Origin of the sequence: Maribellus comscasis, assembly GCF_009762775.1 — a bacterium.
GTDB lineage: Bacteria > Bacteroidota > Bacteroidia > Bacteroidales > Prolixibacteraceae > Draconibacterium > Draconibacterium comscasis.
In genome coordinates, this window is record NZ_CP046401.1 from 3,594,267 (window position 1) to 3,611,617 (window position 17,351).

General features: G+C 40.3%; 11 protein-coding genes. All 11 read left to right on the top strand.

Annotation, left to right across the window (positions count from 1 at the left end):
- The first annotated feature begins 182 nt into the window (after window positions 1-182).
- The 11 genes from GM418_RS14205 (at window position 183) to GM418_RS14255 (ending at window position 17,345) form a co-directional block, all read left to right on the top strand.
- The gene (locus tag GM418_RS14205) at window positions 183-3,392 is read left to right on the top strand and encodes a SusC/RagA family TonB-linked outer membrane protein (RefSeq protein ID WP_158867406.1); all 3,210 of its coding nucleotides are present in this window, start codon (window positions 183-185) and stop codon (window positions 3,390-3,392) included.
- Between the two features lie 11 nt (window positions 3,393-3,403).
- A complete protein-coding gene (locus tag GM418_RS14210) occupies window positions 3,404-5,149 on the top strand; it encodes a RagB/SusD family nutrient uptake outer membrane protein (protein ID WP_158867408.1) in 1,746 nt (581 codons plus the stop codon).
- Window positions 5,150-5,212: 63 nt separating this feature from the next.
- Window positions 5,213-6,637: an arylsulfatase gene (locus tag GM418_RS14215; protein WP_158867410.1), complete on the top strand. Its 1,425-nt coding sequence runs from the start codon at window positions 5,213-5,215 to the stop codon at window positions 6,635-6,637.
- A 162-nt stretch (window positions 6,638-6,799) separates the two neighbouring features.
- The gene (locus tag GM418_RS14220) at window positions 6,800-8,212 is read left to right on the top strand and encodes a sulfatase (protein ID WP_158867412.1); all 1,413 of its coding nucleotides are present in this window, start codon (window positions 6,800-6,802) and stop codon (window positions 8,210-8,212) included.
- Window positions 8,213-8,250: 38 nt separating this feature from the next.
- A complete protein-coding gene (locus tag GM418_RS14225; protein WP_158867414.1) occupies window positions 8,251-10,437 on the top strand; it encodes an alpha-galactosidase in 2,187 nt (728 codons plus the stop codon).
- Window positions 10,438-10,450: 13 nt separating this feature from the next.
- Window positions 10,451-12,022 (top strand): sulfatase family protein, encoded by a 1,572-nt coding sequence (locus GM418_RS14230; RefSeq protein ID WP_158867416.1) that lies wholly within the window; start codon window positions 10,451-10,453, stop codon window positions 12,020-12,022.
- 54 nt (window positions 12,023-12,076) lie between these two features.
- The gene (locus tag GM418_RS14235) at window positions 12,077-13,525 is read left to right on the top strand and encodes a sulfatase (protein WP_158867418.1); all 1,449 of its coding nucleotides are present in this window, start codon (window positions 12,077-12,079) and stop codon (window positions 13,523-13,525) included.
- Window positions 13,526-13,713: 188 nt separating this feature from the next.
- Window positions 13,714-14,748, top strand: a complete 1,035-nt coding sequence (locus GM418_RS14240; RefSeq protein WP_158867420.1) for a sensor histidine kinase — start codon at window positions 13,714-13,716, stop codon at window positions 14,746-14,748.
- Window positions 14,745-15,509, top strand: a complete 765-nt coding sequence (locus GM418_RS14245; RefSeq protein WP_158867422.1) for a LytR/AlgR family response regulator transcription factor — start codon at window positions 14,745-14,747, stop codon at window positions 15,507-15,509. The genes GM418_RS14240 and GM418_RS14245 overlap by 4 nt, the downstream gene beginning before the upstream one ends.
- Before the next feature lie 100 nt (window positions 15,510-15,609).
- Window positions 15,610-15,999: a DUF2147 domain-containing protein gene (locus tag GM418_RS14250; protein WP_158867424.1), complete on the top strand. Its 390-nt coding sequence runs from the start codon at window positions 15,610-15,612 to the stop codon at window positions 15,997-15,999.
- A 5-nt stretch (window positions 16,000-16,004) separates the two neighbouring features.
- The gene (locus tag GM418_RS14255; protein ID WP_158867426.1) at window positions 16,005-17,345 is read left to right on the top strand and encodes a TolC family protein; all 1,341 of its coding nucleotides are present in this window, start codon (window positions 16,005-16,007) and stop codon (window positions 17,343-17,345) included.
- Window positions 17,346-17,351: the final 6 nt, after the last annotated feature.

Consider the following 17,351-nt stretch of genomic DNA (forward strand, 5'->3'; position numbering starts at 1 on the left):
CCCATATCTGTTACATCGTTTCCGGTATGTAGCTTTTATATGTTTTAGTTTTGTTCCCGAAATCAATAAGAGTTGTTTTTGTACTGATACAAAAAGTTACAAATACATAACCCGGATTGGATTTGCCGGATCCAATCCGGATTATTATTCCGCTAAATAGAAGATTAAAAAAATAATTAATTATGAAAAAAAACGGAGAGATAAAATGTCTGAGGCAAAGTATAGGCAGTGCTTTGTTTCGAAAGCTAAACCAACAGAATGTTTGGTATTTTGTTGTATTCTTACTTTTATCAACGGGGCTTCATGCTGAAAATAATTTTTCAATGCACACGAAAGCCTTTAATCAAAATACAGAACAGATTGAGAAGAATATCAGCGGAAAGGTCGTTGATAGAAATAATTTACCGATACCTGGTGTTTCTGTTTTGCTAAAAGGAACGACCATTGGAACAGTTACTGATTTAGAAGGAAATTTTTCATTGTCAGGTGTTGGCGAAAATGCGATAGTTGTTTTTTCGTTTGTGGGAATGAAAACACAGGAGGTTCGAGCAAGTGGAAAAACAGTATTTGATGTTGTAATGGCAGAAGACGCAATTGGGCTCGATGAAGTAATTGCGGTTGGTTACGGAACACAAATAAAGCGTAAAGTAACCAGTGCGATTTCTACAATCAAAACCGATGAAGCGCTGGAGGGAAGGCCAATTGTATCCGTGCAGCAAGGGCTTTCAGGAATGACACCCGGATTGAATGTATCTCAATCAAACGGACGTCCCGGAAATTTTCCCGGACTAACGATCCGGGGTAACGGAAGTCCCATTGTTTTGGTCGACGGGTTTCAGTCTTCATTAGGCGATGTAGATCCCAACCAGGTTGCAGAAATTTCGGTTTTGAAAGATGCCTCTGCTGCCGCTGTTTATGGTTTGCAGGCTGCCAATGGGGTAATCCTTATTACAACTAAAGACGGACAAAAAAACAAACCTGTTGAGTTTACTTATGGGATTCAGACAAGCGTACAGGGATATACAAAAATCCCGGAACTGGCCAATACGGTTGAATATATGCAACTTCGGAACAAGGCAGAGTTAAATGAACAAATTTACATTAACGGAGTAGATCCGGAGTCTGCGGAAACGTATTCGTTATTTAGTGAGGATGTTATTAGCCGGGCCATGAATGGAGAGTTTTTTGATACACGTTGGTCCGATATTTTATACGGACAAAATGCATCGCAAATTTCACAGAATCTTAGTTTAAGAGGAGGCACCGATAAAACGGTATATTCGATGGCTTTGGGATATGTCGATCAGGACGGGGTAAATATTTCAGACCTCGATGGCTTTAAACGGTATAATGTCCGTGTTAAACTTCAAACCGATGTAAATAAGTGGTTAACTATCGGCACGAACAGTGCATATTCACATCGCACCCAAATTTCCGTTCCTATTGAAAATGGCCGCGGTCTGCGTGCGGTTCCTTACTATCCGGTAAGAGATCACCTGGGGTCGGGGCTGTATGCCGTTGGTGATGGGGGCACTTCCGAAAATCCGGTATTAACTTCAAATAAAGGATCTTTTGATAAAAGTTTAAGAGATGCATTTGAGATTCAGCTAAATGCAAAACTAAAATTATTTAAAGGATTAAGTTTTGAAGAAAATGTGGGGGTACGTATTATCAATTCAAACGGTAAAGACTGGACAAATGTGATAGATTATGCGTCGCTTGAATTCGATGGACAAACCGGGGAGTATTCTTCTAATCCAATTTCCGTGGCACAGTCAACAGGGAGATCGTTAAGCTATTCCACAAGCCGCTTTCAGAGTATTACAACACAGTCGTTGTTGCGCTACAACTGGTCAATCGACAACCATTCGGTAAATGCGCTGCTGGGGTGGCAAACCGAAGAAAAGAAATCAGAAGGATTCAATACAAAACGGGAAGATTTTTTAAGCGATGCAGTTCTCAGTTTAGACGTTGGAGGAGTAGAAACAGGGTTAACAAACAATTCTGATGCAAGCGAATCAAGCAACCTGTCGGCACTTGGAAGAATAAATTACGATTACAAAGGGCGCTACCTTATTGAATTTTCCTTTCGAAACGACTGGTCTTCGAATTTTGCAAAGGGCTACAGAAGCGGGTTTTTCCCTTCCTTCTCGCTGGGCTGGAATGTTAAGGAAGAAGAATTTATGGCAGGTATTGAAAAAATTAGTTTGCTAAAACTACGTGGAGCCTGGGGCGAAGTTGGTCTAGATAACGTTTCTGCGCTCTCCTTTATTCAGCGTGTTAATCAAAATAACGGTTACCCGTGGTCAACCGGAATGGAACCGGGATTGGTAATTGCTAATTATGCCAGCCCTGAGTTAACATGGGAAACACATAAAAAAATAAACCTGGGGGTAGACATTGGATTGTATGATGGCAAAATAAGTGTTATGGCCGATGTGTTTAGAAACCGCATATATGATATTCTTGCCGATGTGCAAATAGCACAGGAATTTGGGCTGCCTGCACCCAGTGTAAACCGGCGCTCTCAGGAATACAAAGGTTGGGAATTGATTGTAACTCACAAAAATAACATCGGGGATTTCAGATATACCGTTTCACTTAACGCAACCAATGTCCGTTCGGAGTGGCTGTCATTGGGCGGAGAAGAGCCTAATTATGGCAGCAGTCTGAGAGAAGAGGGATTTCCGGTTGGAATCGCTTATGGCTATCGGGCCGACGGATTGATAGCCAGCCAGGAAGAACTGGATGAGTATGTAAGTACACACACTTTTGAAGGCCCCAATGCATCATTGCTTTATGTAGGTGCTCCTAAACTGGTCGACATTAGCGGACCTGATGGTACCCCCGATGGTCAGATTGATGCGACTTATGATCGCGAAATTATTGAGGATTTAAGAGGGAATTACCGGATAGGTGGACAGTTGGGGCTTGCTTATAAATCCTTTAGCTTTTCTGCTGTCGTCAGCGGAGTTCTCAACCGAACAATTTATGCAACAGGAGGACAGTCAAATCAACATTTTTCAGGTGGCGTAGGGAATGCTTTTGCCGTACATCTGAAAAGTTTTGATCCCGATAATCCGGATAGAGAAGCTGCCTATCCTTTGGTGCGGTCAGGTTTAATTAATTACGACAGATCCAGCTATTGGATGAGGAACGCAAGCTATTTAAGGGTCAGAAATATGAACCTCAGCTACGCTGTTAATAAAAAATGGTTTCAAAAGACACGGTTCCTGAAAAAGGCAGATTTTTTTGTGTCGGTAGAGAATCCGTTTATCTTATGCGATAACTTTTATGCCAGTGATTATGGCTGGGATCCGGAATTGGGAATCGGAGAAGTTGATTATCCATTACCCCGTACCTTTACTTTTGGCGCAAATTTTACTTTCTAAATTGAATCGACATGAAAAAAAGTATTTTATACATCATATTATTCACATTCGCATTTACAGGTTGCGAAGAATTTCTGGACAAGAACCCATTGAATCAGTACTCTGTTTCAACTGTTTATACTACTGAACAGGATATACGTTTTGCATTAAACGGGTTGTACCGTCAGTTGCAGGGTTTTAACACGGGGGGAAATGTAAACCAAAGCGAATATATTTATTCCATGTGGACCGATGATGCCTATCACCGGGCAGGTGGGAACCAATCCTCTGATCTCGACTTTAGCCCAAGTAAAAAAGTTCTGGGTTACGATTGGGAAACGAGATACACAACCATAAGGGATGTAAACGAATTTTTAGCCCGTGCACCACAGGCCGAGGAAAATTTTTCCGACCCTGAATTGTACAATCGTTATATTGCAGAGGCTCGTTTTATTCGGGCGATGAATTATGCCCGCTTAAATTTTCTGTTTGGAGCTGTGCCGTTGCTAACAGAGCCTACTGAACCCGATTTTTTTCCAAAAAGGGCCACACGCGAGAAGGTTTTTGATTTTGTAAATTCCGAACTGGATGAAATCGCTGAAATTTTACCTGAAACATATGAAGATGCCGGTGACGAAGTGCGAATAACAAGAGGGGCAGCGTTGGCGCTTAAAGCACGCCATTTGTTAAATGCAATTGACTGGTATCCCGATAAAGCATATTTATATACGGGTGCAGCAGAAGCTGCGGGCGAGGTTTATAACACCGGGATTTATAGCCTGGACCCCGGAAAAGAAGGTTATCAAATGTTGTTTACCCGCGAATCGGCCAATGGCGCGTCAAACGGGGTAATATTAACAATTAACTATAACCGCGATTTTAAAAACCATGCTTACGAACTTGTTATTTTGCCTAAAGGAGCATTTTCCGGAACCAGATCAAACAACAGTAATTATATTGGAGCAACCAGTTCGCTGATTGAAGCTTACCAGGTAAAATCAAACGGGCTGGCAATTTCAAATGCTGAATCGGGTTATGATGCTGCAAATCCGTGGGATAACAGGGATCCTCGCCTGGATATAACAATTTTGAAAAGCGGAGATATTATTCCTGCTAAAGGAGGCGATGGTGTAAACGATTTATATGTTTTTGATCCTCATCCCAAAAAAGATCCTACGGTAACATTGGAAAGCGGCGTTACTGTTGAATCCGTGAAAACGGATGATGTAAATAAAAACGGAATAAATAAAACAGGTTACAATTTTCAAAAATACATGGATTTTGATTTTATTGAACCTCAAAGTGGCGATATCCAGTACCATTTTATCCGTTTTGCCGAAGTTGTTTTAATGTATGCCGAAGCTGTTCTTGGAAAAGATCAAAATATAGGCCTTGCCATGTCTTTGGTTGATGAGATTCGTGACCGTGTTGGTATGCCTTCTGTTAGCACCAGTTATGGCAGTGTTGGCAGTGTTGACCAGGCGCTGGATATTATTTTACAGGAAAGAAGAATTGAATTTGCTCTCGAAGGCCCGCAACGTTTTTTCGACATCCGCAGGCATCGTTTGGGGGAACAACTGTTTTCTGAAACCAATGTCTACGGAATACCGTTGGGAGACAACAGGAACGCAAATGCAAATGTGTTGGATGGCGACCTGGATGATTCTAAGAAAATTATCGTAGGAACGCGAACTTTTACCGCCGACCAGTATTATCTGTGGTCTATTCCTCTTGATGCCATTGAACAAAATCCAAATTTATCGGAAGATCCCGAATAATAAGAATACAATACGGTCTTCTGTTTTTTTTTTCGGAAGACTGTATTCAACAAATTTTTTTGAATGAAAAACAAAGTAATATTACTGATTTTTTTTATCGCTTTCTGTGCGAGTGTTGGCAAGACTGCACCAAATAAAAAAGGTACCAAACCCAACATCATCTATATCCTTGCCGACGATTTAGGATATGGCGACCTGGGGTGTTACGGACAAGAAGTAATAAAAACACCCAATATTGATAATCTCGCAAGGGAAGGCATGCAGTTTACACAACACTATGCCGGGAGCACGGTGTGTGCACCTTCGCGCAGCACATTATTAACCGGGCAACACACCGGGCATACCTATGTCCGTTTTAACGGTGACTTTCAAATGCGTCCCGACCCGGAGGATATTACCGTTGCGAGATATCTGAAAGAAGCCGGATATGCAACAGCAATGATTGGAAAATCGAGCACCGGGTGTTTGACAACTCCGGGACAACCCAATGAGAAAGGTTTTGACCTCTTTTTTGGCTATCTGGGGCACGGCCAGGCGCATGCTTATTTCCCCAAATATTTGCACCGGAACAGAGAACAGATTGACTTTCCCGGGAACGGTGGATCTGAAACATGGCGGGGCAAAACCTATAGCCCGGATTTGATGCTGGAGGAGGCTCTTGAGTTTATTAAGGAAGAAAAAGAAAAAGATAAGCCTTTCTTTTTGTTTTATGCATCAACGCTTCCTCATGCGCAGATGTGGGCTCCCGAAGAGTTTGAAAAGCCTTACAAAGGCAAATTTGAAGAAACACCCTTTATGGGCAAAAAAACCGGAAGAAGCCCTCACTATGGTGTAACTCTAACTCCAAATGCAACCACTGCCGCGATGATTTCCAGGCTCGACTGGGAAGTTGGAAAAATTTTAGAACAACTAAAGAAAATGGGCATTGACGATAATACTGTTATTATGTTTTCAAGCGATAACGGGCCACATCAGGAAGGAGGAAGAAGCCCTGAATTTTTTAATAGCTCGGGCCCTTTCCGGGGTATCAAAAGAGATTTATATGAGGGCGGTATAAGAATGCCTTTTATTGTAAAATGGCCGGGAACAGTTGAACCGGGCGCAAAATCAGAACACATAAGTGCTTTTTGGGATGTTTTGCCAACACTGACAGATATTGCCGGAGCAAAAACACCAAAAGATATCGATGGAATCTCTTTTCTGCCAACTTTAAAAGGAAAAGCTAAAAAGCAGAAGGAACACGAATATCTGTATTGGGAGTTTTATGAAAGAGGAGGCAAGCAAGCCGTGCGAAAAGGGAATTGGAAAGCCATAAAACAAAATGTATCAAAAAATCCCGGGGTGGCAATTGAGTTATATGATTTGAGCAAAGACCCCAAAGAGTTAAATAACCTTGCTGACGATCATCCCAGGATCGTAAAAGAAATGGCTGAAATATTTAATACAGCGCGTGTGGAATCGTCTTTGAAACCATTGTTTAAATACTAATTTTGAAGAAATAACAGCATGGACAATAACTGGTATCTGAAAAGGTAGTTTTTAGTTTGGTTAAGCCAGTTGTTTCCGTGCTAAAATAGATCGAGATGAAACGAGCATGATTTTCAAATTTTTAATTAACTCATTAACCGGTAATTATAAAATTTTAAACAGATGAAAAAATTAAGTCTTTTAGTCCTTGTCTTAATCTTTGCCTGCGGAGGTAAATTGAAGGCAGAAGAAAAACCCAATATCGTTTTTATATTAATCGATGATATGGGATGGAAAGATGTTGGATTTATGGGCTCGGAATTTTACGAAACCCCCAACATAGATAAACTGGCAGATAAAGGGATGCGTTTTACACAGGCTTATGCAAATGCTGCCAATTGTGCTCCAACACGTTCCTGTATTTTAAGCGGACAATATACTCCACGTCACGGCGTGTATACGGTTGGAAATTCCAATCGCGGAAAAGCTCAGTTACGGCGGTTGTTGGCATATGAAAACTCGTTAAGTATTTCGCTCGACAAAATTACCATTGCCGAAGCACTAAAACCTGCCGGTTATGTAAGTGCCGCAATTGGGAAATGGCATGTCGGAAATACACCTCAGGAACAAGGCTTTGATTTTGGTATAGACCGCGATGAAATGGGGTACAAAGGCCATTTAAAAGAAGGAGCGGCTTACCTCGCCGATAGTCTTACGGATATTGCAATCAATTTTATAGAAAAGAACAATCCAAAAGAAACAGGGAAGCCGTTTTTTGTTTATTTGGCGCACCATTCAGTGCATACTCCCATTCAGGCAAAGGAAGGTTACAGCAAAAAGTATGAAAAGAAAGAGGGGGTAGGGTGCCAAAGCCAGGCGGAATATGCGGCTATGGTTCAGAGTGTTGACGAAAGTGTTGCCCGGATTAACAACTCGCTGGAAGAACTGGGATTAAGCGAAAATACCATTCTGATATTCTTTTCGGATAACGGAGGCCACGGTACTTACACTTGTCAGAGGCCGCTACGGGGTGGGAAAGGCATGTATTACGAAGGAGGAATCAGGGAACCGATGTTTGTTTACTGGCCCGGAACCGTTAAAGCTGGAACAAGTTGCGGGCAGCCCGTAATCAGTACCGATTTTTATCCTACTTTTTTAAAATTGGCAGGAGCTGAAACTCCCCAAAATTATACCCTCGACGGCGCAGATATTACTCCTTTGTTCAGGGGAAAGAATTCGTTAAAAAGGGAACCTTTATTCTGGTACTTTCCTGCTTATTTGCAAGCCTACAGCGGATTGACCGATGAGTCCAGAGATCCGGCTTTTCGTACCCGTCCGGTGAGTGTTATCCGCGATGGCGACTGGAAACTCCTGCTCTTTCATGAAGAATGGAGCCTTGACGGCGGCAGAGAGAAAATTTCAACAAATAATTCGGTTGAATTATACAATCTCAAAAAAGATATTAGTGAAACAACCAATCTTGCAAATATTGAAACAAAAAAGCGGGATGAATTGCTTGAAAAATTATTCCGCTTGCAGGAAAAAACAGGAGCATCGATAGTTAACAATCCCAATCCAAAATATAAAAGTGAATAGGTTGATTCTAAACAAAATATGCTAAAGAATTTACAATAATGCAAAAAATCTTCATCGTTCTTTTTTTTCTTTTTATAGGTGTACAGATAAATGCACAGGTAATCCACATTGAGACAAAAAATACATCACTTGTTTTTAGTGTTTCAAAAAATGGGAAAGTATATCAATCGCATTATGGCCGGCATTTAAAATCAGTAAAAGGAATTGAAAAGATACAGTCGTATATAAGCGAAATATACCCCTCTTTTGGAAACGGAAGTTCCGACGAAATGGCTGTTATTGTAACACATTCTGATGGAACAATGGCTACTGATTTGTTTTATCAGTCACACGAGCAGAAGCAAACAGGTGATGTGCAGGAAACAATCATTCACCTGAAGGACAAAAAACTTCCTTTTTTTGTCGATTTGTATTTTCGTGCTTATCAGGAAGAAAATGTAATTGAACAAAACGTTGTAATTTCTCATCAGGAGAAAGGCGAAGTGCGTTTGGATCGGTTTGCTTCCTCGGCACTGGCGTTTAAAGCTGAAAGTTATTATCTGACACATTTTAACGGCAGCTGGGCCCGCGAGATGCACATGAGTGAGGAAAAATTAAGCAACGGTGTAAAAAGTATTGAAACCAGGCGGGGAGTGCGTACTACCGAATATGAAAATCCTTCATTTGTTATGGCTTTAAACCAGGCGGCGAGCGAAGACAATGGAGAGGTAATAATGGGAGCGCTTGCCTGGATGGGAAACTATAAACTGTCTTTTCAGATCGACGACCAGGAAAGATGTCAGTTTATTGGAGGAATTAATCCTTTTGCATCGGCTTATACAATTTCCGCCGGTGAGAAATTTGAAACTCCGCGGATGATATTAACTTATAGCTCAAGCGGTAAAAATCAGGCATCAATTAATCTGCACCGCTGGGCGCGAAAATACAATCTTCAGGATGGAAATACCATCAGGCCAATTGTTTTAAACAGTTGGGAAGGTGCATATTTTAATTTCGATGCCAATCGCTTAAAAGAAATGATGGATGGAGCAGCCGAGATGGGTGTGGAAATTTTTGTTTTGGATGATGGCTGGTTTGGAAATAAATATCCCCGCAATTCGGATAAAGCCGGGTTGGGTGACTGGCAGGTAAACCGGAAAAAACTTCCGGCAGGTATCGACGATCTGATTGATTACGCAGAAAAAAAAAGGATGAAGTTTGGTATTTGGGTTGAACCCGAGATGGTAAATCCAAAAAGTGAATTGGCTGAAAATCATCCGGAATGGATCATTCAGCGAAAAAATAAGCGCGAGCCGATGTTAACGAGAAATCAGCTATTGTTAGATCTGGCAAATCCAAAAGTACAGGATTTTGTGTTTGGAATAATTGATGATTTGTTAAGTGAACATTCACGTATCGCCTATATAAAATGGGATGCAAACCGGCATATTCAAAATTTTGGATCGACTTTTCTGGATGATGATAAACAATCGCATTTATGGATTGACTATACACGAGGATTGGAGTCCGTATTTTTTCGTTTGCAGGAAAAATATCCAGGAATAATTTTTCAGGCTTGTTCCTCCGGTGGCGGACGTGTCGATTTTTCATCGATGAAATATACACACGAATTTTGGGCAAGCGACGATACCGATCCTTACGAGCGTTTATTTATTCAATGGGGAACAAACCATATTTACCCGCCAATTGCAACGGCAGCCCATGTTACCAAATCTCCCAACCATCAAACCGGGCGTGAAACTTCGTTAAAGTTCAGGTTTGATGTCGCTTTCGGTGGCAGATTTGGCATGGAATTGCGACCCGATGATTTGGAATCGGAGCAGGTAGATTATGCAAAATCGGCCATAAAACTTTACAAGGAAATCAGGCCGGTTATTCAGTTTGGAGATCTGTACCGTTTGCAATCGCCTTATGATACTGATGGTTTTGCTTCAATAAACTATGTGTTGCCCGATAAATTGGAAGCAATTTTAATGGTTTACAGTCACGAATTCCACCGGCGTGTGGAAAGAGCAGCCGTAAAAATGAAAGGCCTGGATGAGGATGCTTTATATAAAATTACAGAACTGAATAAAACGGCAAAAAGACCACACATTGTTTTTGATAACCAAATAATTTCAGGTTCGGTTTTAATGAATACCGGTTTTAAAGTTAACCTGAAAAAACCACTGGAAAGTGCCGTTTTTAAAGTCGAAAAGGTGACCGGGGAATCGTCTGCTAATTAGAATAGTTTTTGAAATGAAGTTAAGTATTACATTTTTAATCATTTTATTGGGTTTTACTTCCTGTAAGGACGAGAAGCCGCAAACGCGTCCTAACATTCTGTTTTGTATTGCCGACGATGCATCGTTTCCCTATATGGGGGCCTACGGGTGTTCATGGGTTAAAACACCTGCTTTTGACAAAGTTGCAAGCAGCGGGGTTTTGTTTACCAATGCTTATACACCCAACGCAAAGTGTGCTCCGTCAAGAGCCTGTATTTTGACCGGAAGAAATTCCTGGCAATTGGAAGAAGCAGGAAATCATGTGGGGAATTTCCCCAAAAAGTTTACGTCCTATGTGGAGGAATTAAAAGACCACGGATATTTTGTAGGTTATACCGGAAAAAGTTGGGAACCCGGCAATCCGGGTACAATTAACGGGAAGAAAAGGGAGTTAACCGGAAGAGCATACAACCAGGCAAAAAAAGAAAAGCCGACACGATGGATTTCAACAACCGATTATTCTACCAATTTCAATCACTTTTTAAATGATGTTCCAGATGGACAACCATGGTGTTTTTGGTATGGAGGGCGTGAACCTCATCGCAGATATGAATTTGGTTCGGGAATAAAAAAAGGAGGAAAAACATTGGATATGATTGATGAAGTTCCCGGATTTTGGCCCGATAATGATACGGTGCGAACAGACATGCTTGATTATGCTTTTGAGGTAGAATATTTTGATAGTCAATTACTGCAAATGTTAAATAAGCTGGAAGAAACCGGGCAACTTGAAAATACGATTGTTGTGGTTACATCCGATAACGGAATGCCTTTTCCCAGGTGTAAAGCGCAGGAGTATGAAATATCAAATCATATGCCTTTGGCGATAATGTGGCCGGATGGGATTAAGAATCCGGGAAGAGTGAGCAATGAATATGTTTCATTTATCGATATTAGCCCGACTTTTCTGGAGGTAGCCGGGGTCTCTGAAAGCGAAAGAGGGATGCAAAAAATTACCGGGCGTTCATTGCTTCCTATTCTGAAAGATAATAAGTTGAGCCTGGGCGGGGAAAACTTTGTTTTGATAGGACGCGAACGACACGATTTTGGACGCCCCAACAATCAGGGCTATCCAATACGGGGAATTATCGAAGATGAGATGCTTTATCTTTATAATTTCAAAACAGAATTGTGGCCGGGAGGAAATCCTGAAACAGGATATCTTGATTGCGACGGAAGTCCGACAAAAACTTTTATTTTAAATGAAAGACGGGAAAATGGTCAAAGCAAATACTGGCAACTGGCATTTGGAAAACGTCAGCAGGAAGAACTTTATAACCTGAAAGAGGATCCGTATTGTTTGGATAATTTATGCAGCATAACTGATTTTGAACAGGTAAAAGAAAAGCTAAAAAATAAACTTTTTGAACAACTCAAAAATCAGGAAGATCCACGAATGTTTGGCAATGGAGATGTGTTTGACAATTATCCGTTTCAGTCGGATAAATTCCGGAACTTTTACGAGAAATATATGAATGGCGACCGTTCGGTAAATACCGGTTGGGTGAATAAGTCTGATTTTGAAAAGGAGCCACTGGACGAATGATTCAGGGATTTCAGAACGTTTATTTACCGGACAAATCGTATAAATTTTTGATGTATGAATAAATTATTGCTGATATTTTTGGGAGTTTTGACGGGCTTAGGCAGTTTGGCGCAAGGACATCAACAAAAATACAATGTCCTGATGATTTCGGTAGATGACATGAATGACTGGGCTGGTTTTCTAAAAGGATATCCCTATCCTAAAACTCCGGCGATAGACAAACTTGCCGGAGAAGGTGTCCGGTTTAATAATGCCCATTGTGCAGCTCCCTTGTGCAACCCTTCCAGATCTGCTGTATTAACGGGAATGCGGCCCGGCACAACAGGTTTATATAACAATACCTATAATTTTAATGATGTTTTAAGTGATGTATTAACCCTCCCGCGGTATTTCAAAAATAACGGATATTATGTTGCCGGAGCGGGTAAATTATTTCACGCAGATTATATCAGCATAAACGATTGGGATGAGTACCTCCTTAGAAATCGGGATAACATTGATTCGAATATTCAGAAAAACAGAGTGGGAAAGGCTGTGTGGGCAGCGATTGACCAGGGAGATGAGGCTCTTGACGATACGAAAATGGTTGATTATGTCATCCATCAGTTAAAACAGGAACACAACAAACCTTTTTTTCTGCACTGTGGAACGTACAAACCGCATTTGCCATGGTATATCCCTAAAAAATATTTTGACATGCATCCGCTTGATTCTATTGTTTTGCCAGATGTAAATGAAAATGATTTTGACGATATTCCGCAAATGGGGAAAGAAATGATTAAACATTCAGGAAAAACATGGGCCAGGCTTAAAGAATCTGGAAAGTGGAAAGAAGCGGTTCAGGCTTATCTGGCCGCACAATCGTATGCCGATGCACAAATAGGAAGACTGTTAAAAGCACTTGAAAATAGCAATTATGCCGGGAATACCATTGTCCTTTTATGGGGAGATCATGGGTGGCATTTGGGTGAAAAGCATCACTGGACAAAAAATACACTTTGGGAAGAAGCAACGCGCGCACCATTGGTGATTAAAGTTCCTGGTAACAATTCCAATGGTAGGGTAATAGATGAAGCTGTTGATTTTATGAATATATACCCAACCCTGGCAGATTTTTGTGGATTAGAAATCCCGGAACATTGTGAAGGTTTTAGTATGAAGGAATTGATGGAAAACCCGGATATGCCGATTAAACAGCCGGCAATTACCACCTGTGGACAAAATAACCATGCAATGCGCGACGAGAAATGGAGATATATTCATTACAACGACGGGGCAGAAGAGCTATACGATCATGAAAAGGATCCGATTGAATGGACGAATCTGGCAAACGATTCCCGGTACAGTAATGTTAAGTCTTTTTTTAAACAATACTTGCCAACACGAAATAAGGAACAGGTTGAAATAGAAAACTATCACGACGGGTATATACGCAAACGCGGGGTTGTTGTTTCTGCTGACAATCCGGAAGGAATACCATTGGATGAATATTATAAAAATTGAAAGAAAATTATCCGGATTATTTTGCCTTTGTGTGTTAAAAAGTCTCCTTATTGTTAGCGCTGTTTTACTATCGCCGGAACATCAGTATACACATTTTCTAAGCCCCTTTTGTCCATTTCGCGCCGGCGAATGTCCATTTAAGCAGGTAATCGCTATTATTTTTGCTGAATAGGTAATATTTTTACCTTATGAATGCATTTATTTCTAAAAATAAGTTGAGGGCTGCAATGCTTTCTTCAGCATCTATCAGTATTGTTGTTCTTTTAGGGCAAATGCTGTTGTTGATTAAACAGCCGCAGGAGCATCGGTATATTATTACCGTGTTTGTAATTCTTTTGGTGTGTTTGTTCGATTGGGCCATGCTTGTTGTAATCGATCATCTGTATTTCCATCGTTCGTTGGGTAAGCTAAAACGAATGATTTTCGTCGTTGCTTATTTTTTATTATCTATTATTGCATTTTTTATGGCAATTGAAATAGGTGCTTTGGTTTCTTTGCGGGAGCCCAGCCTTGTAAACTTGCCCGACAATTATGTTTACAGGAGAGCATTGGCGGGTTTTATCTTTAGTATTATCATATTTTTTATTGATTATTCCGTCACTTTGCTGGAAGAGCGGGAGCGTATTCTTTTGGAAAATGAGCGTTTGCTGCGTGAAAATCTGAAGGCTAAATTTGAAACCCTTCGTCAGCAGGTGAATCCGCATTTTCTGTTTAATTCATTATCTACTTTAAAAACGATGATGTATCAAAATGTGGAAGAAGCAGAAGAATACATTATTCATTTGTCGGAGATTTTTCGTTACTCGCTCCAGATAAACCATCAGGAGAAAGTTTCTTTAAGTGAAGAATTAAACATTTTGGAAGCCTATTTTTTTATGCTGAAAAGTCGGTTTCGGGAGAATATTTCGTTTGATATTCGAATTGATGAAGAACATAAAAATTTATATGTACCTCCCTTCACTTTGCAAATTGTTGCTGAAAATTGTATAAAACACAACATTGTATCAAAAGAAAAACCATTGTGGATAAAAGTGTTTAGCCAGGCCGGCAGGAGCATAAAAATTTCAAATAACCTGCAGCCCAAAACTTCGGTAGAAGGATCGTCGCAGGTAGGTTTGGCAAATATTGAAAAACGCTACAAATATTTATCGGGGCAACACATCGAAATTGTAAGAAACGAAGAAACCTTTGATGTAATAATCCCTTTAATTTCAGCAAAATGAAGATTTTGATTATTGAAGACGAGCCACAAACAGCCATCGATTTGGCACAAACATTAAAAAAAGCAGAGCCGGCAATTGAGATTGAAAACATATTGGAATCGGTTCATCGTTCAGTGGAATATTTAACTGAAAACCCCATGCCGGAATTGATTTATATGGATATTCAGCTGGCTGATGGTTTGTCGTTTGATATTTTTAAACAAGTGAAAATTACTTGCCCGGTAATATTTTGTACGGCTTACGATGAATATGCCTTAAACGCATTCAAATTAAATGGTATCGATTTTATTTTGAAACCTTTTGATTTGAAATCTGTACGCGCAAGCCTTGAAAAAATTAATCTTTTAAAGGAACATTTTCAAAAAGAAGATCATTATGCCAAGTCGGTTTCAAGTATGATTCATTCTTTTCGCCCGGGCACAAAATCTTCATTTCTGGTAAATCATAAGGGAAAAATGATTCCGGTTGCTACCTCGGATATTGCTTACTTTTTTATTGCCGATGAATTGACTTTCCTTTTTACTTTCGATGAGCAAAAATACATTGTTAATTATTCGCTGGAGGTATTGGAAGGGCAGGTGGATTCACAACAGTTTTATCGTGCGAACCGGCAGTATCTCATAAATTTCGGAGCAATACGGGAAGTTGAACCTTATTTTAACCGGAAATTGGTTGTGAAGCTCAATGTAAAATGCAAAGAGCAAATTCTGGTCGGAAAACTCAAAGTTACCTCGTTTCGGGAGTGGTTAACTAACCGCTAAGCTTGTCCATCTCTCGGGCTTAAATGTCCATTTCCACTTTTTTTAGATTTCTTCTCCCTTCTGCTACACGTAGTTTTGATTCGCAATTAAAACTACAGCCATGGAAAACATATTTTTCAATTTTAATTTTTTGGTGCCGGGGTTCTACAACTTTTATGCTCAGTTGCCCGATGATTTACTCAGGGGTGTTTGGGCAAACGAAAACAACACGGCACATTACAAATTTAAACAGGAGAGGAATAATTATACCGCTCAATTGGTTTGGTTTGCTTCATCCGGCGACCTGCTTCAAAATCAATTATTGCCTGGATTTCGGATTATCCAGGGATTGGAGTTCATGAACGACCGTTGGGAAAGCGGAACTTTTTTAAATCCTGAGACCGGCGTTTCTGCAAGGTGCCAAATTGAAATGCGAGGCTTATTCAGACTGAGTTTGAAAACTGTCGAAGGAAATATTTCTACAACAAAAACATGGAAACGTATTAAATAAGAATTATGAAAAAGCTTTTAACATTCATTTTTCTCGCAACGATTGTGCTGTCTGGTTTTGCACAAAACGAACAGTTTTTTTCGTTGCAGGAATGTATCGGGTACAGCTTGCAAAATCACGCTTCGGTTGAGGTTTCAAAGAATAATTTGAAGATTTCAGAAGAAGGGAAAAAGCAGGCAGTGGGTCTTTATTTGCCGCAGGTGCAGGGTGTTGCTTCGGCAACAGATAATTTGAAACTCCAAACCAATGTGCTTTCCACCGACATTGAAGGTATGGAGGAAATGGAGATTCAATTTGGGCAGAAGTATTCCAATAACGTTTATGTTGATGTAACGCAAACGATTTACGACCAGTCCAAAATTTTCAATATAAAAGCAACAAACGAGCAGTTGAAAATCGCTGATTTTAAAGACCAGCAAAACGACGAGCAATTAATTTATAACACTGCTCAGGCCTATTTTCAGGTGTTGATTTGTGATGCCTCGGTTGAGCAGTTAAACGAAAATTTAGTGATTTATAATCAACTGGCTGACATCCTGAAATTACAATTGGACAAAGGCGTGGCTATAGAAACCGATTATCAGCGTATTGAAGTAAATCGCCAATCGGTTGAATACCAGTTGGACGAGATGAAAACACAGCGAATCAACGCCTTAAACAACCTGAAGTTTGCAATGGGGTTTCCTCTGGATAAACCGCTGAATGTTTCTGAATCGACAGATTTTGAATCGTATGTAAAATTTCCGGTATTGCCCGATTGGTCGGTTGATAGCCTGACGGATTATTCAATTAATAAGGTAAATGTTGAATTGCAGGGCATCAATACAAAACTTACGCGTTCTGCTTCTTTGCCTAAAATAAATGCAGTTGCTCGTGTGGGAAGCCAGTCGATGAACGGCGAGTTTTCTGGTGCATTTGATAACTGGCATGATTATTCTTATGTTGGACTTTCATTAAATGTGCCGCTGTTCACCGGATTACGAAATTCGAGTAAATCGCGCCAGGAAAGGTTGAACTATGAAAATGCTGTAACAAACCTTCAGCTTTTTGAACAGAAATATGATTTGGCTTTTCAGAATGCGCAAAAAAGTCTCCTGACTTCATACAACAGCTTGCAACGGAACGAAGATAATCTTGAACTTGCGCAGAAATTATACAGCTCTACAAAGCTGAGTTATCAGAAAGGTGCGGCTCCGTTAACCGATTTTCTGAACGACGACAACGCATACAAAAATGCACAGAGCAATTATATCAATAGTCTTTACTCATACATGATTGCCCGCCTCGATTTCGAAAAGGCAAAAGGCACTCTTTTTTCATTTTACAATCAATTGGGAAATAATTAATAACAA